17 protein-coding genes are annotated in these 21,482 nt (G+C 30.5%); 13 read left to right on the top strand and 4 right to left on the bottom strand.

The features are described from left to right. Positions 1 to 3: 3 nt before the first annotated feature. On the bottom strand, positions 4 to 2,754 hold the full coding sequence (locus tag ABD939_RS13655; protein ID WP_345169828.1) for a putative LPS assembly protein LptD: 2,751 nt from the start codon (positions 2,752 to 2,754) through the stop codon (positions 4 to 6). A 146-nt stretch (positions 2,755 to 2,900) separates the two neighbouring features. On the opposite strand from ABD939_RS13655, the gene ABD939_RS13650 reads away from it, so the two are divergent. The 8 genes from ABD939_RS13650 (at position 2,901) to serB (ending at position 9,965) form a co-directional block, all read left to right on the top strand. Beyond that, positions 2,901 to 4,004 (top strand): N-acetylmuramoyl-L-alanine amidase family protein, encoded by a 1,104-nt coding sequence (locus ABD939_RS13650; RefSeq protein ID WP_345169827.1) that lies wholly within the window; start codon positions 2,901 to 2,903, stop codon positions 4,002 to 4,004. Positions 4,005 to 4,055: 51 nt separating this feature from the next. Then, complete coding sequence (locus ABD939_RS13645; protein WP_345169826.1) at positions 4,056 to 4,997, top strand: MlaD family protein; 942 nt, start codon at positions 4,056 to 4,058, stop codon at positions 4,995 to 4,997. 7 nt (positions 4,998 to 5,004) lie between these two features. Continuing rightward, the gene (locus tag ABD939_RS13640; RefSeq protein ID WP_345169825.1) at positions 5,005 to 6,318 is read left to right on the top strand and encodes a 4Fe-4S dicluster domain-containing protein; all 1,314 of its coding nucleotides are present in this window, start codon (positions 5,005 to 5,007) and stop codon (positions 6,316 to 6,318) included. Continuing rightward, positions 6,311 to 6,649 carry a hypothetical protein gene (locus ABD939_RS13635; RefSeq protein ID WP_345169823.1) on the top strand — a complete coding sequence of 113 codons (339 nt, stop codon included), beginning with the start codon at positions 6,311 to 6,313 and terminating at the stop codon, positions 6,647 to 6,649. The genes ABD939_RS13640 and ABD939_RS13635 overlap by 8 nt, the downstream gene beginning before the upstream one ends. 45 nt (positions 6,650 to 6,694) lie before the next feature. Next, positions 6,695 to 7,486, top strand: a complete 792-nt coding sequence (locus tag ABD939_RS13630) for a (Fe-S)-binding protein (RefSeq protein WP_345169821.1) — start codon at positions 6,695 to 6,697, stop codon at positions 7,484 to 7,486. A gap of 9 nt (positions 7,487 to 7,495) precedes the next feature. Further along, positions 7,496 to 8,155, top strand: coding sequence for a hypothetical protein (locus tag ABD939_RS13625; protein ID WP_345169820.1), 660 nt, complete (start codon positions 7,496 to 7,498; stop codon positions 8,153 to 8,155). A gap of 6 nt (positions 8,156 to 8,161) precedes the next feature. After that, positions 8,162 to 8,647 (top strand): ABC transporter ATPase, encoded by a 486-nt coding sequence (locus tag ABD939_RS13620; protein WP_345169818.1) that lies wholly within the window; start codon positions 8,162 to 8,164, stop codon positions 8,645 to 8,647. A gap of 94 nt (positions 8,648 to 8,741) precedes the next feature. Continuing rightward, positions 8,742 to 9,965 carry a phosphoserine phosphatase SerB gene (gene serB, locus ABD939_RS13615; protein WP_345169817.1) on the top strand — a complete coding sequence of 408 codons (1,224 nt, stop codon included), beginning with the start codon at positions 8,742 to 8,744 and terminating at the stop codon, positions 9,963 to 9,965. A gap of 98 nt (positions 9,966 to 10,063) precedes the next feature. On the opposite strand, the gene ABD939_RS13610 is transcribed toward serB, so the two are convergent. After that, positions 10,064 to 10,837 (bottom strand): prohibitin family protein, encoded by a 774-nt coding sequence (locus ABD939_RS13610; protein WP_345169812.1) that lies wholly within the window; start codon positions 10,835 to 10,837, stop codon positions 10,064 to 10,066. Between the two features lie 411 nt (positions 10,838 to 11,248). Between ABD939_RS13610 and ABD939_RS13605 the strand changes: the two genes are divergently transcribed. Both ABD939_RS13605 and bshA read left to right on the top strand, forming a co-directional pair. Further along, a complete protein-coding gene (locus ABD939_RS13605; RefSeq protein ID WP_345170160.1) occupies positions 11,249 to 14,164 on the top strand; it encodes a serine hydrolase domain-containing protein in 2,916 nt (971 codons plus the stop codon). Positions 14,165 to 14,170: 6 nt separating this feature from the next. Continuing rightward, the gene (gene bshA, locus ABD939_RS13600) at positions 14,171 to 15,307 is read left to right on the top strand and encodes an N-acetyl-alpha-D-glucosaminyl L-malate synthase BshA (RefSeq protein ID WP_345169810.1); all 1,137 of its coding nucleotides are present in this window, start codon (positions 14,171 to 14,173) and stop codon (positions 15,305 to 15,307) included. Positions 15,308 to 15,338: 31 nt separating this feature from the next. Here the strand turns inward: bshA and ABD939_RS13595 are convergent, their stop codons facing one another. Next, positions 15,339 to 15,944: a hypothetical protein gene (locus tag ABD939_RS13595; RefSeq protein ID WP_345169807.1), complete on the bottom strand. Its 606-nt coding sequence runs from the start codon at positions 15,942 to 15,944 to the stop codon at positions 15,339 to 15,341. Positions 15,945 to 16,048: 104 nt separating this feature from the next. Next, positions 16,049 to 17,314, bottom strand: a complete 1,266-nt coding sequence (locus ABD939_RS13590) for a carboxypeptidase-like regulatory domain-containing protein (RefSeq protein WP_345169803.1) — start codon at positions 17,312 to 17,314, stop codon at positions 16,049 to 16,051. A 502-nt stretch (positions 17,315 to 17,816) separates the two neighbouring features. On the opposite strand from ABD939_RS13590, the gene ABD939_RS13585 reads away from it, so the two are divergent. The 3 genes from ABD939_RS13585 to ABD939_RS13575 all read left to right on the top strand — a co-directional run bounded on the left by ABD939_RS13585 (position 17,817) and on the right by ABD939_RS13575 (position 21,478). Then, entirely contained in the window at positions 17,817 to 18,461 is a 645-nt protein-coding gene (locus tag ABD939_RS13585) for a hypothetical protein (RefSeq protein ID WP_345169802.1), read from the top strand. 130 nt (positions 18,462 to 18,591) lie between these two features. Then, positions 18,592 to 19,113: a T9SS type A sorting domain-containing protein gene (locus tag ABD939_RS13580; protein WP_345169799.1), complete on the top strand. Its 522-nt coding sequence runs from the start codon at positions 18,592 to 18,594 to the stop codon at positions 19,111 to 19,113. Positions 19,114 to 19,138: 25 nt separating this feature from the next. Beyond that, a complete protein-coding gene (locus tag ABD939_RS13575; RefSeq protein WP_345169794.1) occupies positions 19,139 to 21,478 on the top strand; it encodes a hypothetical protein in 2,340 nt (779 codons plus the stop codon). Positions 21,479 to 21,482 lie beyond the last annotated feature (4 nt).

Below are 21,482 nucleotides of genomic sequence, written 5' to 3'. Positions count from 1 at the left end.
TTATTATAATTGAATATCTGGTTGCCTTCTTTGTTCGTATTTTAAATCTTGAAGTATACTAGATTTTATTCCAATAAAAAAGTTCCAAGAACTACGTGTACTGAATGGTACCCAACTAAAATTCATTCGCCAACTTAATAAATCTCTTTCAAATCGTAATTGTGTAAACGTAAAACCTGCGTCTTTTAAATCGTATCCAGAAGAGCCTCCTATAGACCATTTATCTGATAACTGAATATCTCCAGAAAACATTATAGAATGTGAAGAAATCTGGTTTTGACGCCTGTTGTTGGAATAGTTAACAGCATAGGCTATACGCAAGCTCCAGGGGACTTTATAGTTATATAATTCGCTTGGTACATCATCTTCATTATCTTTGTCTCTGTTTATTTGTTGATTTGCAAAATCTTCAGAGACTCCAAATAAATCATCTGCACGACCACCACTTCTCAAATTTTCGTCAATGCCTCTATCTTTATCTTTGTTCTTATCTCCTTTTTTACTTGATAAAGACCAACTGGCGTTAAGGCTTGCACTAGTAAGTCTAAATAAGCTACCTCCATTGTCTATATTGAATTTATCAATTTTGTTATTATTATTATCTAAAGCATATGGATCTAGAGTAGCACCAAAATTGATGCTTAATTTATCTTTAAATAGTTGTGTACTACCATTCATTCTTACAGGGCTCCATTGTAGTGAGTCGCCTGCAAAATTATAAGCAGTCGAGAAGTTTAAATTGTTTAAAATAGTTATCTTTTTTGGCTCGGTAGCAGTACTATCTCTATCTCTAACTTTGGCTTCAATATTATTAGATAAAGAAATGCCCATAGAACTTGAGAAATTTCTATTCGGCACACCAAATATACTTTCTTCAAATCGAGTAAAATCAACATCTTCAGTGGTTAATCCATCAGCGCTTACAATTTCAAAAGTATCGTAGTATTTATCGAATGATGGATTTATATTATAACTTATAGATGGACGCATAATATGCCTTATGGCTTTAATTTTAGCATCTTTGCCCTCTTTTTCAAAGTTGAATAATCCGTAAATTGTAGTACCTAAACTCGTGCTAAAGTTGTAGGTTCTAAAGGAGTCAAACCCATTTACAGTCTCTGTTACAACCTCGCGTGCAACTGGGTCGAACGTTTTATCAACAGTTTTAAAGGTCCAAACTTCGTTATAATTACTACTTGCTGTTAAGCTAAAGTATTTAAATAGCTTAAAGTTAGTGCTTAATGGGATATTATGTTGAAATCCAGCTTTGGCATCATCAAACATTTCTTTTTTAAAGAAAAGAGAATCTGTAGTCTGAATTCTATTCTCACCTCTAACGTTATATTGTAAGTTTACGTTTTGGATAATACCTTTTTTTGTACCCGTTTTTGATGCAAAAGGAAAAACTCTACCAACACTACCTTGAAAAGTTGGCAGCGTCATATTAATTTGTTCAGTACTTGTATTTTGAGAGTGAGTAGCAGTTAAACTAAAATTAACTTGTGGCTCACCTTGAAATGTTTTAGAATAAGATACTGAAGACGCTAAAGTGTTATTTAAAAAGGCTCCTGTATTTATTTGATTTAATGAAGACCTATAGTAAGTGCTACTTCCTAAATTAACAGATGCAGAAAAACGTGAACTTGGATTAGCTTTTGAATCTTGACTGTGAGACCACCTTAAATTATAAATAGTGTTTTTTGCATAATCAGGAAAACCACGTTCGCTAGTTATTAAGTTTTCATATCTAAACCCTAAATTTCCTCTATATCTATATCGTTTATTATAGGTGCTTTCTAGTCTCAGACCATAACTTCCATTAGTATAATAATCACCTAAAACAGCTAAATCTATATAATCGCTAATAGCAAAATAATAACCACCATTTTGTAGAAAATAACCGCGGTCGTTTTGTTCTCCAAAAGTGGGTATTATAATTCCAGAAGTGTGTGTTTCTGTTTGAGGAAAGAAACCAAAAGGCAATCCTAAAGGCGTAGGAACATCATAAATGAATAGATTTGCTAAGCCCGTTACAATTTTTTTACCTGGTACTATTTTAGCTTTTCTAAGTTTTATATAGTATTCCGGATCTTCAAGGTTTTCAGCAGTGGTATACTTTGCATTTTTTAAAAAGTAAACAGAATCATTTTCCTTTTTTGTAATTGTGGCTACAACAGTACCTTCTCCTTGTTCTGTTTTGGAGTTATATATAAGCGCTTTTTTACTTTCTGTGTTAAAAATAATGGAATCCGGTTCAACAATATTATTACCTTGTGTAAAAACAGGTTTTTGGTTGTAAGCTCCTGTGGTATCTACTATTCCCTTTGCATAAACTGTGTTTTTTGTATAGTCGATAACAATGCTTCCAGCGGTAATATTCATATCGCCATAGTCAATCTTTGCTTCATTATATAAATATAGTTTCTGTTTTTTATTGCTAAACTTGGTGTAATCAGTAGCACTGTAAACAACTATATTCTCTAGAATTTCTTTCTTAGGCTTAATAGAGTCTGTTAAGGTAGAATCTTGACTTTTTTCAGAGATTACAGGGTCAATTAAAGTGTCAGCTTTTATAAGAGTCGTTTCTTTAACAACAGGTTTAATAGAATCCTGCTGTTTTTTGATGTCTTGAGCGAAGCTAAACGTGTTAATAAACACTGTAAAACTTAATGCAAAAAGTATTTTAAAGTTGTTTGTATGCAACGCTTTTAAATGTATTTTTGTAAAAGTATGGCTCGGTTTTTGAAAAGTCAAAATTACATATATTTTTCTGTGATTGATTTATTAATCAATTAAAAATTTAAAATTAAAATAAACCGAGTTTTTTAGTCGTTAAAATCTCAATATTAAAACTTTTTTTAATTAAGAAAGAAACGATTAAAGAAATTATGTTATATCTCATGAAAACGAACACAATATTACTTTTCGTATCCTTTATAATAGTATTAACATTTTCTTCATTTACAGAAAATGAAAATATTGATAGAAAAGAGAAGTTTATTGTTGTACTTGATGCTGGACATGGTGGGAAAGATCCTGGGAAGCCATCAAAGTATGGATTTAAAGAAAAAGATATAGCTTTAAAGATAGCTCTAAAGATTGGAGAACAACTTGAGAAAAACCCAAATATTAAAGTTATTTACACCCGGAAAACAGATGTTTTTATTGAATTAAAAGATAGGCCAAAAATAGCAAATAATGCAAATGCTGATTTATTTGTTTCTATTCATTGTAATGCACATCATACCCAAGCTTATGGGACAGAAACTTATGTTTTAGATATTGGTAATACTAATCGAAACTTTGAGGTTGCTAAGGCAGAGAATGAGGTTATTTTTTTAGAAGATGATTATGAAAAACATTATGAAGGGTTTAATCCTAATTCACCAGAATCTCTAATTGGAGTAACTTTAGCTCAAGAAGAATATACAGATCAAAGTATAATGTTAGCAAGCTTAATTGAAAATAACTTTGTAAACATTTTAAAACGTAAAAGCAGAGGTGTTAAGCAGGCTAGCTTATGGGTTATTCATCAAACAGCAATGCCAAGTGTTTTAATAGAAACGGGATTTGTAACAAATAAAAGTGAAGGTGCTTATTTGAATTCTAAAAAAGGACAAAATGAAATAGCTCGCGAAATAGCCAATGGAATTTTAGAATACAAAGTTAGTATAGATAAAAATATATCAAATCATTTTTTTGAGGATATTACTACTGAATCTTCAGTCGCTGGTGAAGATGAAATTGTTTTCAAAATACAAATCTCGGCAAGTTCCAAAGCACTTGATTTAAAACCTTATAACTTTAAGGGTTTAAATGATATTTCAAGAGTAAAAGAAGGCGGACTTTATAAATATTTTTATGGGCGCACTTCAAATTACGACGATACAAAAAAGCTAACTGAAGAAGCAAAGAGTAAAGGTTACAACAGTAGTTTTATTGTAGCATTTAAAAATGGCGAAAAAATATCGTTAACTGATGCTTTAAAAACAACCGAAAATTAGATAGATTCTTCTTTAAATTTATTTTAAATTTGTTAATCTAATACATACAGTTTGAAAATATCTAAAGAAATCAAAGTTGCAATACTAGTACTTTCAGGAATTCTACTTTTTATTTTTGGGTTTAATTACTTAAAAGGTCAAAATATACTAGGGTCTTCAAGAACTTTTTATGCCGTATATGATAATGTTGAAGGTTTAGCAGCATCAACACCAGTAACTATTAATGGTTTGCCTGTTGGTAAGGTTATTGAAATTGGCTTTAAGGGAGATGGTTCGGGAAAACTTCTAGTAAAACTTTTGGTAGATAGTGAATTTCAGTTTTCAAAAAACAGTAAAGCAGAACTTTATGAAACAGGGCTAATTGGAGGAAAAGCTATAGCCATAATACCTGCTTTTGATGGCGCTGAAAATGCTATTAATGAATCCTATTTAGATGGTGGTGTAAAAGCTGGTTTAAGCGAATTAGTAAACCAAAGACTTACACCTTTACAAGAAAAAATAGAAAAAATGATGCATAGCGCAGATGAACTTCTTGTAAATTTAAATGACGTTTTTGATGATAATACCAAGAGTAATATCAAAACAAGTTTAGGTGATTTAAAAACAATTATTAGTAATTTTAAGGAAACATCAAAGTCAATTGATGTATTGGTAGTGAGTAATAAAGATAAGCTAGATAGTACTTTATCTAATGTTGATAACATATCCTCTAATTTGTCAAAAATATCAGATTCCATAGCTGATGCCAATATTGGGAAAACAATTAAAAACTTGGAATCTACACTCCAAAATTTTGATAAGATTCTTATTGGATTGGATAAAGGAGATGGCACTATTGGGAAGTTGCTTAAAGACGAAGCTTTATACAATAATTTACAAAACGCTTCAAAAGAAATGGAAGAACTTCTTAGAGATATAAAACTTAACCCTGTTCGCTACAGACGTATTTTATCAAAAAAGGAAATTCCTTATACAAAACCAGAATCTAACTAATAACTAAATGAATTATATTCCTAACATCATTTTTCTAATTATTCTATTAGCTGGAATTGGCTATTTTACTAAAAATGTAAAAAGACTAATTCGAAATATAAAATTAGGTTTAGATGTAGATGTTAGTGATAACAAGCCACAGCGATGGAAAAATATGGCATTCATTGCTTTTGGGCAAAGCAAAATGGTACGTAGACCAATAGCTGGAATTCTTCACCTTATTGTTTATTTAGGGTTCATAATAATTAATATTGAAGTTCTAGAAATTATCATTGATGGTATTTTTGGTACACATAGAATAGGTTTAAAAGTATTATCAGAACCTGTTTATGGCTTTTTAATAGGCTCTTTCGAAGTTTTAGCCGTATTAGTTTTAGTTTCAGTGATTCTTTTTTGGACACGCCGAAATATTATAAAGCTAAAACGCTTCTGGAAAAGTGAAATGACAAGTTGGCCAAAAAATGATGGTAATATTATTCTTTATTTCGAAGTAGTTTTAATGACGCTTTTTTTAGTAATGAATGCTACAGATTTAGATTTTCAAGCCATGAATTATGGTAACGTTATAAGCCAATACATATCACCATGGTTTTCTGGATTACCTGACAATACCCTGCATTTTATTGAAAGAGGTGCTTGGTGGTTGCATATAATTGGAATTTTAATTTTTCTAAACTACCTGTATTTCTCTAAACATTTGCATATTTTACTAGCGTTTCCTAATACATATTATGGTAAATTAACACCTCAAGGAAAATTTAACAATGTTGAAGCCGTAACTAAAGAAGTTAAAATGATGATGGATCCAAATATTGATCCTTTCGCAGCTTCACCAGAAGATTCAGAAAGCGAGGTTCCTGCAAAATTTGGAGCTAGCGACGTTCAAGATTTGAGTTGGGTTAATTTACTAAACGCCTATACATGTACTGAATGTGGACGTTGTACCAGCGAGTGTCCTGCAAACCAAACAGGTAAAAAATTATCACCTCGAAAAATCATGATGGATACCAGAGATCGATTAGAGGAAGTTGGTAAAAATATAGATGCTAATAAAGGTGAATTTAAAGATGACGGGAAACAACTTTTAGACAATTATATAACTCGTGAAGAGTTATGGGCATGTACTTCATGTAATGCTTGTGTAGAGGCTTGTCCGGTTAGTATTGATCCACTTTCTATTATATTAGAAATGCGTCGTTATTTGGTTATGGAGCAGTCTGCTGCACCAGTAGAGCTTAATAACATGATGACAAACATAGAAAATAATGGAGCACCATGGCCATACAATCAGATGGATAGGCTAAACTGGAAAAATGAATAACTCTATAGTACTTTTTCTACTTTTATTTTCTTTGGGTTTTTATAACGTCCATGCTCAAAGTTATAGAAAAGATTCTTTACAGTTTAAAATTTATACTATTACCACGTTTAAGGATTCTAAAGTAAAAGACGTTGTGTTAGATAAGGTTTTTTGTGATTATTGTTCAAATTCTCAATTAATTGCTTTAGGTCAATTAGGACTAAAACAATCTAATAAACTAATAAAGAAGCCAAAAAATAGAATGGTAAATGGAAAAAACCGATTAGCCATTTATTTAAGAATATCAAAGAAAGATTTTGCTAACTTTAAGCAAAAAGATTCAGTTAATTAACCATTAACTTAACAACAATAAGAAGTTAAATTATACAGATAAAGTATGAGCGAATTACTAAAAGTACCAACCATGGCCGAATTTATGGCACAGGGCAAACAACCAGAAGTATTATTCTGGGTAGGTTGTTCTGGTAGTTTTGATGATAGAGCAAAAAAAATAACAAAAGCATTTGTTAAACTATTAAATAAAGCGAATGTTGAATTTGCTGTTTTAGGCACAGAGGAAAGTTGTACAGGAGACCCTGCAAAGCGTTCAGGAAACGAGTTTTTATTTCAAATGCAAGCAGTTACAAATATTGAAGTTCTTAATGCTTACGAAGTAAAAAAAATAGTTACTGCTTGTCCTCATTGCTTTAATACCATAAAGAATGAATATCCAGAATTGGGAGGAAATTATGAAGTAATGCATCATACACAATTTTTAAAAACCTTATTGGATGAGAGACGTTTAACCATTGAAGGAGGAAAGTTTAAAGGTAAACGTATTACATTTCATGACCCTTGTTATTTAGGGAGAGCCAATAATGTATATGAGGCACCAAGAGAATTAATTCAAAAATTAGAAGCCGAATTAGTAGAAATGAAAAACTGTAAGCGTAACGGGCTTTGTTGCGGAGCAGGAGGTGCGCAAATGTTTAAAGATGCAGAAAAAGGAGATAAAGAAGTAAATATAGAGCGTACAGAACAAGCTCTGGATGTAAAACCAGAGATTATTGCAGCAGGATGTCCGTTTTGTAATACGATGATGACTGATGGAATAAAAGCCAAAGAAAAAGAAGGTGATGTTGAAGTTATGGATGTCGCAGAACTTATTGCTAATGCACAAGATTTATAAAATTTCACCATGTTAAAAAAATTGCCACTTTTATTATGCTTATGTCTTGTTGTTAATGTTTTTGGTCAAGACAAAACCAGAGAAGAAATTATTCAGCTTATGGCTGAAGATACTTGTGAATGTATTAAAAATGATACGGCTTCTTTTAGGCCTGATAAATCGATGAGTCAAAAGCAAGTGGCTTTAGGATTATGTTTACTTAAAAGTTATAATAAGCGAAAAGCAGAATCTGAAACCATGAAAAATGATGGTATGGATGATTTTGAAGCACTAGGAGAAGAAGTCGGAATCCAAATGGTATCAGTTTGTGGTGTAGAATTTATGGCTATTTTTAGCGATGAGCAATTAGACGAATTTATTGATGAATCTGAAGAACCCGAAGCTAATATACCGCTTCCACCTGCCTCAAAAAATGAAGATGATTTACAATTAGAAGCTCAATTAACCTCTCTTAATAATGACGTAGTTTCATATTTTCAAGTTAAAGATGCATTTGATAAAACACATACTTTTTTAATAAAAGAACAGTTTGAAGGCTATAAATTATTAAAAAAATCTAATTACAATAAAATATTTAACATTTATTATAAAGAGATTAATATGTTCGATTTAAGCGAAAGTAAATATGTTAAGAAAAAGGTTGTTAAGTATCTAGAAAGTAGAGATTAAAGAATCATGTTAGTAGATTTCAATACATTACCCGAAGATTCTCGAGTTTGGATTTACCAAGCCAATCGTTCTTTTACAGAACAAGAACTTGAAGAAATAAAATTAAAATTAAATGTATTTATAGAAAACTGGACAGCTCATGGTAGCGACTTACAGTCTGGTTATCTAATTAAATATAAGCGTTTTATTATTTTAGGATTAAATCAAAACCTTAATAAGGCTACAGGTTGTTCTATTGACGCTTCAGTACATTTTATTCAGCAATTAGAAAAAGATTATAATGTTGATTTAATGGACAAAATGAACGTGTCTTACAAGCAAGGCGAATATGTCGCCTATAAATCATTAACCGATTTTAGAAAAATGGCAAAAGACAAAGCCATATCTAAAAACACAATTGTATTTAATAATTTAGTAACAAATATTGCTGAGTTTAATGAAAATTGGGAAGTTCCAGCTAGCGATAGTTGGCACAGTCGTTTTGTTAAATAAGTTGTTTATAATCTAAGTTTTTAAATTCCAAAAAAATTTTCATATCTCAAATAGAATAATGATTTTTACAGCTTACTAAAGTGAGTTGAAAATTATGGCGAACGATATTTTTTTATTAAATATTTCTGGGCAAGATAAACCTGGGTTAACATCAAGTTTAACAAGTGTTTTAGCAGAGTATGGTGCAAAAGTTTTAGACATAGGTCAAGCAAATATTCACGATACGCTATCTTTAGGAATATTATTTAAAATTCAATCTGGAAAAAAATCAGCTGCCGTATTAAAAGATTTACTTTTCAAAGCTTACGAACTGGGTATTACGGCTAAATTTAATCCTATTTCGCTTGAAGACTACGAAAAATGGGTAGGACTGCAAGGAAAAGATAGATACATCATTACTATTTTAGGAGAAAAACTAGCTGCTGAACAAATATCAGAAGTTACAAAAGTAATTTCTGAAAAGAATTTAAACATAGATTCTATAAAACGTCTTACAGGGCGTTTATCGCTTATTAAAGAAGTTGAATATCCAAGAGCATCAATACAATTATCTATTAGAGGACGAATTGATAATAAATCTGAATTCACGGAAAAGTTCATGCAAATTTCACACGATTTAGATGTTGATATTGCATTCCAAGAAGATAATATCTACAGAAGAAACAGGCGTTTAGTTTGTTTTGATATGGATTCTACATTAATCCAAACTGAAGTTATTGATGAATTGGCAGAATTAGCAGGTGTTGGTGATGAAGTCAAGGCTATAACCGAATCTGCAATGCAGGGCGAAATAGATTTTAACGAAAGTTTTAAAAGGCGAATGAAGCTTTTAAAAGGCTTGAGTGAAGATGTTCTGCATAATGTTGCTGTTAATTTACCTATTACTAAAGGCGCAAGAAGACTAATTGACACCCTTAAAAGCTACGGCTTTAAAACTGCCATATTATCTGGTGGTTTTACCTATTTTGGGCATTATCTACAAAAAGAACTAGGTATTGATTATGTATATGCAAACCAATTAGAAATTAAAGATGGAGCATTAACAGGAAATTATCTTGGGGAAATAGTTAACGGTGAAAAGAAAGCAGAATATCTTAAAGAAATTGCTGAGAAAGAAGGTATTGATATCAGTCAAACTATAGCGGTTGGAGATGGTGCTAACGATTTACAAATGTTAAATCTAGCAGGATTAGGTATAGCTTTTCATGCAAAACCAAAGGTAAAAGACAATGCGCAAAGCTCAATATCTAGTATTGGTTTAGATGGTGTGCTTTATTTGTTAGGATACCATGATAGACACATCGATTTGATACAATAGGTTATTTTTAAATAAGTTTAATTATATATTCTGTATTAAGAAAGGTTAAAACACCAAACTGAATTTGATTAAACTCAAATTCAGTTTGGTGTTTTAGTTTATTCATTTATTAATAAAGGTGCTTTTCCATCAGTAATAATAACTTTACTATTTGGAGATTGCGAAAGTTTATTAAATGCCTCAATACTTCTAAGTTTAATAATTTCTTCAGTTAATCCTTCGGCAAGTATTTTTTGTGAGTCTCTTTCTGCAGTTGCCTCTATTATTTTTCTATCGGCTTCTAATTTTGCTTGTTGAATAATAAATTCCATACGCATGGCGTCTTGTTCCGCTTGTAGTTTCTGTTCTATGGAACTTGCTAAACCTCTTGGTAATTGTATACTTTTCATAAGCACTGCAATCAATTCAATGCCATCAGCTTGTTTTTCTAAATTAACTAACATCTTAGCTTTAATTTCTTCTTCTATTTTTGCACGCATTCCTGAGTGCATATCTTTTGCATAAAATTGTGCGCATACATCGGAAGAAGCGGACCTAAACACACTAGTAATTATAGACTCATAGCCTTGTCCTAAATTTTCTAGTATACTAGGTATTTTATCTTGTTCTAAACGATAAAGAATTGAAATTTCAGAATTTACACTTAGTCCTTCCTTAGTGGGTAAACTAAGAATAAGTTTAATATTATTTGTTTGTGTAGATTCTTTAATAACTCTACTTGTAAACGGATTGTAGAATATGGTTCCTTGTGTAGAAATAGTTTTAGAAAACTTTCCTAAAGTTTGTTTTACACCAGCTTCACCTGGCCTTACTACAGCACAACTAGAGCTTAATACTACTAGTGCGATTAAATAAATAAATTTCTTTTTCATAACAATTTTTTTAGCAGATTAAATTATTTTAATTTCATTTACTGTTTTTTTTTGAGTGCAAATTATCAATTATCTAAATTTTACAGCTGTATTTTTATTTATTGGTATTTAGAAAGCTGATACTTTACTTTTATCAAAATTAATCAAGTTTTTGCATATATTTTTATTAATATTTATAATGATATTTATAAATATTATTTATGATTATTTAATAATATTTGAGCTTTTTGTTTTGACAAAATAATTTCAAATTCTAAAAAAGGTAGAAAGGCTTATTGTAAAATAATTTTGTTTATAATCTTCTTATAAATCTATCTTAAAGGCTTTTTATCTTCTACTTAAAAGTATTATTTTGGCATGGTTATTACTATTAGTTTAGTTAATTACACAAAGTTCAATTTATTACATTCTATGCGCCACATCTATATAATTGTATTATCTTTTTTCATTACTGTAAATTTATTTGCTCAAACTAATAAAAATCCACTCCTAACGTCTGATTTTCAAGAGCAAAGAAAATGGGTTGATAGTATTTATAATGCTATGACTTTAAAAGAAAAAGTAGGCCAACTGTATATGGTTCAAGTGATGTCTAACCAAGATTTAGCTACTAAAAAACAGGTTTTAAATTTAATAACAGAGCATCATATTGGTGGTATTATTTATTCTAACGGAGGTCCTGTTAGGCAAGCAAAGTTGAATAATGAGTTACAATCACTATCTAAAACCCCGCTTCTTATTGGTATGGATGCTGAGTGGGGATTGAGTATGCGCCTAGATTCTACCTATGCATTTCCTTGGAATATGACTCTAGGAGCAATTAAAGACAATAAGTTAATTGAAGAAACTGGAAAAAAAATAGGAGAACATTGTAAGCGTTTGGGCGTTCATTTTAATTTTGCTCCAGTTGTAGATATTAATACAAACCCAAACAATCCAATTATAGGTAATCGATCTTTTGGAGAAGATAGAGATAATGTTACCGAAAAAGCTTCGTATTTCATGAAGGGTATGCAAAGCGCAGGTGTTTTAGCAAATGCAAAACATTTTCCTGGGCATGGTGATACAGAACAGGATTCACATTACACATTACCAACAATTGGCTTTGATGAAAAACGTATTGATTCTGTTGAGCTTTATCCTTATAGAAGACTCATAAAAGAAGGTTTGTCAAGTGTTATGGTAGCGCATTTAAATGTTCCTAAATTAGATTCTACAGGGTTTCCCTCATCATTGTCAAAACATATTGTAACAGATATTTTAAAAGATTCTTTGGGGTTTAAAGGCTTAATTTTTACTGACGCTTTAACAATGAAAGGTGCTGCAGATTTTGACGAAACAGGTGATATTGATTTAGCCGCATTTAAAGCCGGTAATGATGTTATGCTCATGTCTGAAAACGTTGGCATTGGTGTTTCTAAAATTATTCAAGCATATAATAAAGGCGAGGTTAGTGAAAAAAGATTAGAACATTCAGTAAAAAAGATACTCCAAGCAAAATATAAAGCTGGATTGGCAAATTATGAGCCAATTGGTATTTATAATTTAGTTGAAGATTTAAATAGGCTTGAAGACGATGTACTATACGAAGAGCTAATTGAAAATGCAGTTACTATTTTACAAAATATTAGAGGAGTATTACCAATACGCCAATTAGAAACAAAGAAAATAGCTTATGTAAATTTAGGAAAAGCTTCTGGAGATATCTTTTTCAATGAATTGAAAAAGTATACTAAAGTACACAAGATATTATTTGATAATATTGATGATTTAGAAGGTAAATTACAACCTTATAATACCGTAATTGTAGGATTGCATCATTCGAATAGAAGCCCTTGGGAATCCTACAAATTCTCTGATAAAGAACTTGTATGGTTAAATGAAGTATCAAAGACACATACTGTTATTTTAGATGTTTTTGTTAAGCCTTATGCGTTAATGGATTTGAAAGAAATTGAGAATATAGAAAGTATTGTAGTAAGTTATCAAAACAGTAAAATAGCTCAAGAAAAATCGGCACAACTTATTTTTGGTGCGTTTGCATCAAAAGGTGTTTTGCCAGTTTCAGCAGGAAGTTTTTTTGTTGCAGGAGAAGGGATTCCATCTTTCGGAATTAAACGTTTAGGCTATACGCTTCCAGAACGCGTAGGAATGAGTTCTGAAAAATTAAAAAAAATAGACTCCGTAGCACAATATGCGGTAAACCAAAAAATGACACCGGGTATTCAATTATTAATTGCCAGAGAAGGAAAGGTTATTTACAATAAAAATTTTGGAAAGCACACTTACAAAGGCAAAGAAAAAGTATCATTTGATGATATTTATGATGTTGCTTCTTTAACCAAAATATTAGCTACACTACCTCTTTTAATGGAATTAGTAGAGCAAGGCATTGTGTCTTTAGATGATAAGCTTTCTGATATTTTACCTGAATATAAAGAGTCAAATAAAGCAAACATTACAATAAAAAAAATGTTATCTCATTATGCAAGATTACGACCATGGGAACCATTTTATTACAAAACATTAGATACCATTACAAAACGCCCAAGTAAAAAGTATTACAGAACAGAACGTAGTAATGAATTTAATATTGAAGTTTCTAAAAACCTTTTTTTGCGCTCTGATTATATGGACTCCATACCCAAAATTATAAAAGATTCAGAGTTACTTGATCGTTTAAGATACCGATACAGCGACTTTCCTTATTACATTCTAAAGAAATTTATTGAAGGTCATTACGACAAAACACTCGATGAAATTGTTCAAGACCGTTTTTATCAATCATTAGGAGCGAATTATACAACTTATAACCCTTACAAAAGAATAAGTAATAAGAAGATTGTGCCAACAGAAGAAGATGATTATTACAGATATCAAAAAGTACATGGTTATGTTCATGATATGGGAGCTGCCATGCAAAATGGTATTGGAGGGCATGCAGGGGTTTTTAGTAACGCAAATGATGTAGCAAAAATCATGCAAATGTATCTTCAAAAAGGATTTTACGGAGGTAAACGTTATTTGAAAACTCAAACAGTTGATAAGTTTAATACATGTTATTTCTGTGAAAACGATAACAGAAGAGGTGTGGGGTTTGACAAACCGCAACTAGGAGATGAGGGCCCAACATGCGGTTGTATATCTATGACAAGTTTTGGGCATTCTGGTTTTACAGGCACTTATGCCTGGGCAGATCCTGAGGAAGAAATTGTTTACGTTTTTCTAGCAAACAGAACATACCCAAATGCTGGAAAAAATTTATTATTAAGAGAAAATATAAGAACTGAAATACAGCGTTTAATTTACGAAGCGATAGAAGATTAACAATTTATGAAAATAGGTATAGTTTGTTACCCAACATTTGGAGGAAGTGGTGTAGTAGCTACAGAACTCGGTTTGGAACTTTCCAAGCGAGGTCATGAAATTCATTTTATTACTTATAATCAACCAGTACGATTAGAGCTTTTAAGTAATAATGTACATTACCATGAGGTAAACGTTCCAGAATATCCTTTGTTTCATTACCAACCATATGAACTAGCTTTATCTAGTAAATTGGTGGATATGGTTAAGCTTCATAAAATAGAAATTCTACATGTACATTATGCCATACCTCATGCTTATGCAGCTTATATGGCTAAGAAAATGTTACAAGAAGAGGGGATTTATGTTCCCATAGTTACTACATTACATGGTACTGATATAACCCTTGTAGGTAGTCATCCGTTTTACAAACCTGCTGTTACATTTAGTATCAATAAGTCTGATGCTGTTACAACGGTTTCGCAAAGTTTAAAGGATGATACCATGCGCTTGTTTGATATAAAAAATAATATATCAGTAGTTCCTAACTTTATCGATTTAGACAAATATAATCATGGTTTTACAGATTGCCAGCGAGGTATGATGGCAAATGATGATGAAAAAATAATTACCCATATTAGTAATTTACGCCCGGTAAAGCGTGTACAAGATGTTATTGAGGTATTTTATAATATTCAGAAAGAAATGCCTGCAAAATTGATGTTAGTAGGAGAAGGACCTGAACGTGAAAAAGTCGAAAATCATTGTCAGAGACTAGGAATTTTGGAAAAAGTTATATTCTTTGGAAGAAGTAACGAAATAGACAAGATTTTATGTTTTAGTGATTTGTTTTTATTACCATCACAAACTGAAAGTTTTGGTTTAGCAGCGCTAGAGGCAATGGCGTCTGGAGTTCCTGTTATTTCAAGTAATACGGGAGGAATACCTGAAGTTAATATTCATGGTGTTTCTGGTTACTTAAGTAATGTAGGTGATATTGAAGACATGAGTAAAAACGCTATACATATATTAAGTAATCCTGAATTATTAGTAGAATTTAAAAATAACGCTAGAAAAGAATCTTTAAATTTTGATTTGCATAATATTGTTCCAAAATATGAAGCAATTTATGAAGATACCATGGCTAAGTGTATGGTTTTGTAGATTTTTAAAATGGATTCTAATGTAGATTTAACTATTTGTAATTAAGTGAATTCCACATTAATTCAATCAATTTATTTCCTTGTTCGTTGTTAATAGATGTATCCATAATCATGGTCATTATTAAAATTCCTTCATCCTTTTTTCCAATAGTAGCTACTTCATAAATATTTGTTTCATCTTTATAAGTTAGAATAGCTTTGTCTATATTTAAGGTTTGTTCAGATTTTAACTTTCTCTCATAATCTTTTCTTTCTAATTTAAATCCATAATTAATACTTTCTTTAGTAATTTCATTAATCATCATTTCATTTAAAAAAGTTGGGTTGAAACCTTCGTACTTTTGAATTAAAATCCCCGAACCTTCAGCTGTCATTAGCATAATTTGTTCTACTCCTTCATCTATAATTGTTTTAGAAACTTTAAAATCACTAGGATATTGAAAGTTGAAGAGCGAATCATCGTATACTAGTATATCTTTAGATTTAAATGTAATATTTAAACTCTTATTATCTATTTCTAAAGTGTAAGTACTATCTAATGCTATCTCCAATTCGGTATCATTAATTTTAACAATATAATCTTCTTGAGAGTAGGTGTTTATTGTAACAAAGAATAAAAGTAGGTATGTAAGTTTCATGAAGTATTTTTTAATAATTCATCGTAAATCTATATTTTTTATTTGAATTAGGAGCAAAAAAAAAGCGTATTTAAACGCTTTTTTTTTAAAATTATAATATTAATTTATGTTCTCTTTAATTGTTTTTGAATTTTTTTAATGGCCGATTCTATTGATTTTTCAGGTTCAATAATATTGTATTCGCCCCAAAATTCTGGGTCGGAGAAACCTGAAGTTTTGTCTATTAGTATGGTTGTAGGTCTAATTATATTTTCTTTTACTTTGGCAAATTTTGTATTATTTATTTCCCAATCAGTAATAGCCATTTCACTATTTAATGTATAAACGCTATTAAATAATTTACCTTTCCAATTTACTTTAAAGGTTAATGATATGTTACTGTAAGCGTAATGCCATTTTCCATTTTGCGTTCTGTAATTAACCATGTACTTTGTTTCAGTAGGGTAAACATCAACTTTACGAGGTTTTTTTCTAATATACATCTGGCTAGATAATTCCTTATTCTCAACATTTAAACTATAAGCAGCGCTTGTTAAGGCTAAAGTTTTAGAGTCTATGAATAGTTTACCAAAGTAAAGAGGTGTAGTTATATTTTCTTTTTGTTTAAAATTAACAACATAAACCATATTATTGTTGATTTGAGTGGCTTCTCCAAAGCTAAAATTGTACAGGTCCATGTCTTCAGCAGTAAAAATAAATTCTCGGTATTTAATAATGTCTGTGTAAAGATTACTAAAAGGACCTCCTTGAAGTTTCATTGCTATGGTATCTAATCTAGAATAATCAGTGTTTTTTCTAGACTTTATTAATTCTATACCGTCTCTTTTGTAACTATTATAAGGACTTTTATGTATTTGAACAACAGCTTCAGATAATGATGCATTTCTGCGTCTTTTCTTTATCGTTTCTCTGTAAAACGCTGTCATTAAAGTTTTATCGTTGTTGTATAGAGAGCTTTTCTTTTTAAGAGTTTCTAATACTAGAGTTTTTGCGTTTTTGTAAGTGTCTATCTCAACTTCACTAAGTTGAGTAATGGCCTGTTCTAATTTTATTTTAATACCATTTGTAAGACTAGAAATTGAAACTTCTTTTTTTTCATAACCAAGTCGAGAAATAACTAATACATCTTTAGAAGAAGTATTTGGTATTTTTAAAATAAATTCACCATCAGAGTTTGTAATTGTACTAACATTAGAATTGTTAATTACTAAATCTGCAAATGCTAGTGGAGATTTATTTTTGCTATCAACAACTTTTCCTTTTATTTCTGTGAAGGGAGTTGCCTCAGACTGTGCACTTAAAATGTTTACATTACCTATTATCGATAGGCAAAATAGAAACAGTGTTAGTAAATGGGACTTATTTTTCATAGTTTTTTATTTTATAAATTTTAACATGCTACTAAAGATACAAAAAAGCTAGTAAAAAAGAGAAAAGTATATGTTAATTTTAGTATTAAAATATTGTTTTTTAGTTGTTTATGATTTGTTTTACTTCAATATGGTGCCCTATAATAGTTAGATATTTCATATTAGTTTTTTGTAACTTAATTTAATATTTTTTTAAACTTTTTAGCATAGAATAGTAATGTTTATAGAATTTCACCTTGTATTATATGGACAAAAGGGGGACATAGTCTATTTTTTTTAGTTTATACAATTTATATTAATAGATTAGTAAAACTTAAAACCAAAAAATAACCAATATTTCAATTTTTACTTTTCATCTTTATTTTTATCAGTTTTTAGATAAGTTACAAAGACTAATAGACTTCTGGATTTTAGATTAAATCAGCATTCAGAATCAAGTTAGAGTTACAAACTACTCATTAAAGTTTAGAGATAATTGATTGTTGAAATATTTATTAATGATATGAAGAAACTATTACTTAACTCTTTTATTTTTTTATTCAGCATTGTAAGTGTTAGCCAACAACTTTATATGGAAATTGGTAGTAATGTTTCTGAATTTGATTATAGAAACTCACAGGGGAATCCTCTTAATAATTTGTTATCACAATCCAAATCTTATTTTGGAATGGGTTACAGAAAGGTAATTAATAATGAAAAGACTTTATTTCTATCTCTGGGAGCAACTTATAATAGTTATGGCGCCATTGGTAGTGAGAGTAGTGTAGATAATTATTTTGAATGGGATATAAGTTACTTAGGTTTAAAAGCAGGATTAGGTTTAAAAATGTTTGAGTTAACAGATTTATCTTTTTATGCAAAAGTTTCAGTAGCATCAGAGTTTTTAATAAGAGGCAATCAAACTATAAATAATGATGTTTTTAATTTGGTAGGAGAAGAAGAATTTAATAATAATATATTCTTTGTAAGAGGTGGTATAAGTATGCAATACCCAATATCCAACAGTACTGCTATTTCTGCTAATTACACTTATGGTAGATCAGTGCTAATTAATAGCGGTGTAAGTGCCGAAAAGCTAAATTTAGTAGCGCACCAATTTGGTATAGGTTTCATCATAAATTTACCGTCATGTTATTGCGATTTTTAATACAATAATCAGTTTTTAGATGCGATTTTAGGCATGGACAAAAGTAGGACAGCCATTGTAAGTGCCTAGTAATGTATTAAATTTAGTTAAAGCAAAAAAATTATAATTAATTATTGATTAGAATAAGTTAATGAAAAAGTATTCATTTTTAGTAATAATATTTTGTTCGGTGTTTACAATACAATCACAGGTTGATGGTGATTTAAAAAAATACACAATAAAAAGCTCTAGTTTAGGCTCTAGTGGTTCGTCAAATACATTTTCAACATCTAAAGGTAAATATTTTGTTAGTCAAAGTATTGGACAATCAAGTGTTATTGGTACGTCCTCAAAAGCTGGTTATTATTTAAGACAGGGTTATCAACAACCACCATTTAAAATCAAAATAGTTAATCAGTTTAATAATAACAGTTTACAAGCCAAAGTTTACCCAAACCCATTTAAAGAGTCTATTTCCATTTCTTTTACTGATTTAGTTAAAAGTGACATCTTAGTTTCCGTTTTTGATGTAAGTGGGAAGTTGATATATTCTGAAATATTTTCTGAAGCACAACGTATTGAATTGAATCTTAGTGATATTCCTCAAGGAACATACATTTTAAAACTCGCATCTAACACTAAATCATTCAACTCGAAACTTATAAAAATATAGTATTAAAACACAAATAACCATAATTATGAAACCACTACTAACCATTGGATTATTTCTTTTACTAGTAATTGAATCATTTGCCCAAACTGATGGTATAAATTACCAAGCTATTATTATTGGTCCGGATGCATTAGAACTACCAGGAATAGATTCTGAAGGCAACTATTTACCAAGTACTACTGTAGATATAAGATTTACAATTTTTGATTCTGGTAATGCAATAGAATTTCAAGAAGTACAGACTACAACAACTGACGAATTTGGAAGAATAAACCTAATAATTGGAGATGTAGAGCATGACGATTTTGAAAAGATTAGTTGGGATGGAACCCCTAAAGATTTAAAAGTGGATATTGACTTTAAAAACGGCAATAATTTTGTTGATATGAGCCGAGAAGTACTCACGTTTGTTCCTTATGCGTATCATCGAAATATAACAGCTACTGGAACATTAGATGTGGATGATGACACATTTTTAAATCGAGAACTTACTGTTAATGGTCCAACTAATTTAAATAGTACACTTACTGTAAACGATGGAAATGAGACCTATTTAACAGGAAGCCTAGTGGTTGATAGTCTAGCCAATTTTAATTCTGGACTAAATGTAAATAATAAGAGTACTGTAAATTTATCTGGAGCTTTAATTGTTGGAGATTCCTTAACAGGCCCACCTAATTGGGATGTTGATGCTCCAACCATACTTAATGGAAGTTTAGATGTAAAAGGTGCATCAACTTTTGGAGCTTTAAAATCTGAAACTCTAGAAGTTGCTTCTAGCACAGAGTTAAATGGTGCTGTTCAAATAAACTCTGAAGGAAATCAAGTTAAAATAACGTCTACTTTAACAGGTCCAGATTTAGATATAAATAATTATCCTTTACTGGTAGAAGGTGGTAATCAAGGTATAGCGATACGAGTGAACGTAAATGGAGCTAGAAATGCTAATAATTTTATGTCGTTTTGGGATGAAACATCTGTAGACCAACAACCATATGAACCAACACTTTTAAATGGAGCTATACGAGATATGTTTGATTTATTTGGTGTAGATGACACAGGAATATTTGACGGTTTTAGTCAAAATGCTGAACCTGGTGCAAATACAATATCTGGTATAAGATTACCAAATCCGCAAGGACCAATGCTTTGGGGAAGAATTGAAGGTGAAACTAATCCAAGTGAGTTTTCTAATAATGCTGATTATAATCTAGATCAATTAGGCTCTGTTTACGATTTTGTTGATGGAACTTTAGATTTAGCATGGGAATTAACAGATCTATCTAAGGCAACTTTTAGAGTAACTGCCGCATCTACCAGTAGTACGTTTTGTGCAGGTATTGGAGGCTGCTTTACGGTTCCAATACCATCATTAATTATTTCAGAGTCATCTTCGTTGGCTTTACAAATATTAAAAGTTACAGCTGCGACACTAAATCAAGTTTTTGCATCATATACCTTAAATACATTTTATGATAATAAAAATAGATATCGTGGTGTATCATATGCTTCTGGTGCAGGCGATTATGCTGAATATTTACTCAGAAAGGATGTTGGTGAAAAAATGTCTTATGGAGATATTGTAGGTGTTAATGGAGGTAAAATATCAAAAAATACTTCCGGAGCAGAACGAATGATGGTTATATCTTATAAACCTGCAGTTTTAGGTGCGCTACCCAATGAGAGTCAAGAACAGTTTTTCGAAAAAGTAGCTTTTATGGGGCAAGTTCCAGTAAAAGTAATTGGTATTGTAAATATAGGAGATTATATAATTCCTTCTGGAGGGAACAATGGGTTGGGTATAGCAATATCACCTGAAAATATTACTGCAAAAGACGTTAAAAATATTGTAGGTGTAGCTTGGGAAGCTTCTGAGAACGAATTAAGCTATAACCTTATAAACACTGCAGTTGGCATAAATAATAATGATAATAATCCAATTGTAGAAAAATTAGAAAAACAAGTTTTTGAGCAACAGAAACAATTGAATAATCTTAATGATTTGTTATTAAAAACGATTGAAAGATTGGAAGCGATTGAAAATGGTGAAACCTTAAATGAGTCTGACACTCACACAGTACGTCATTATGAAAATTCGAAAGAGAACATAGATGATTACGGACGTAAATATGAAATACAAGAAGGGTTTATTTATTATGAATTATCAGATAATGATATAGAAGAAGCATTAAAGCTTGCAGAAAAAACTCTAAAAGATGTTGGTGCAAGTAAAATGGAGAATTTTATAATGAAAAAAATAAAAGAAGATTCTGAGTTTAAAGAGAAATTTGTTTCAAAGCTAAAAGATGCATTTAAAACTCAAGTTCATTTCCATAAAGAAGTTAACGAAAAAACTGGATATTAATATT

The organism is Algibacter aquimarinus, assembly GCF_039543265.1.
In the GTDB taxonomy this organism is placed as follows: domain Bacteria; phylum Bacteroidota; class Bacteroidia; order Flavobacteriales; family Flavobacteriaceae; genus Algibacter_B; species Algibacter_B aquimarinus.
Note: the sequence above shows the minus strand (reverse complement) of the source record. Positions and strands in the feature narration are given on the sequence as shown.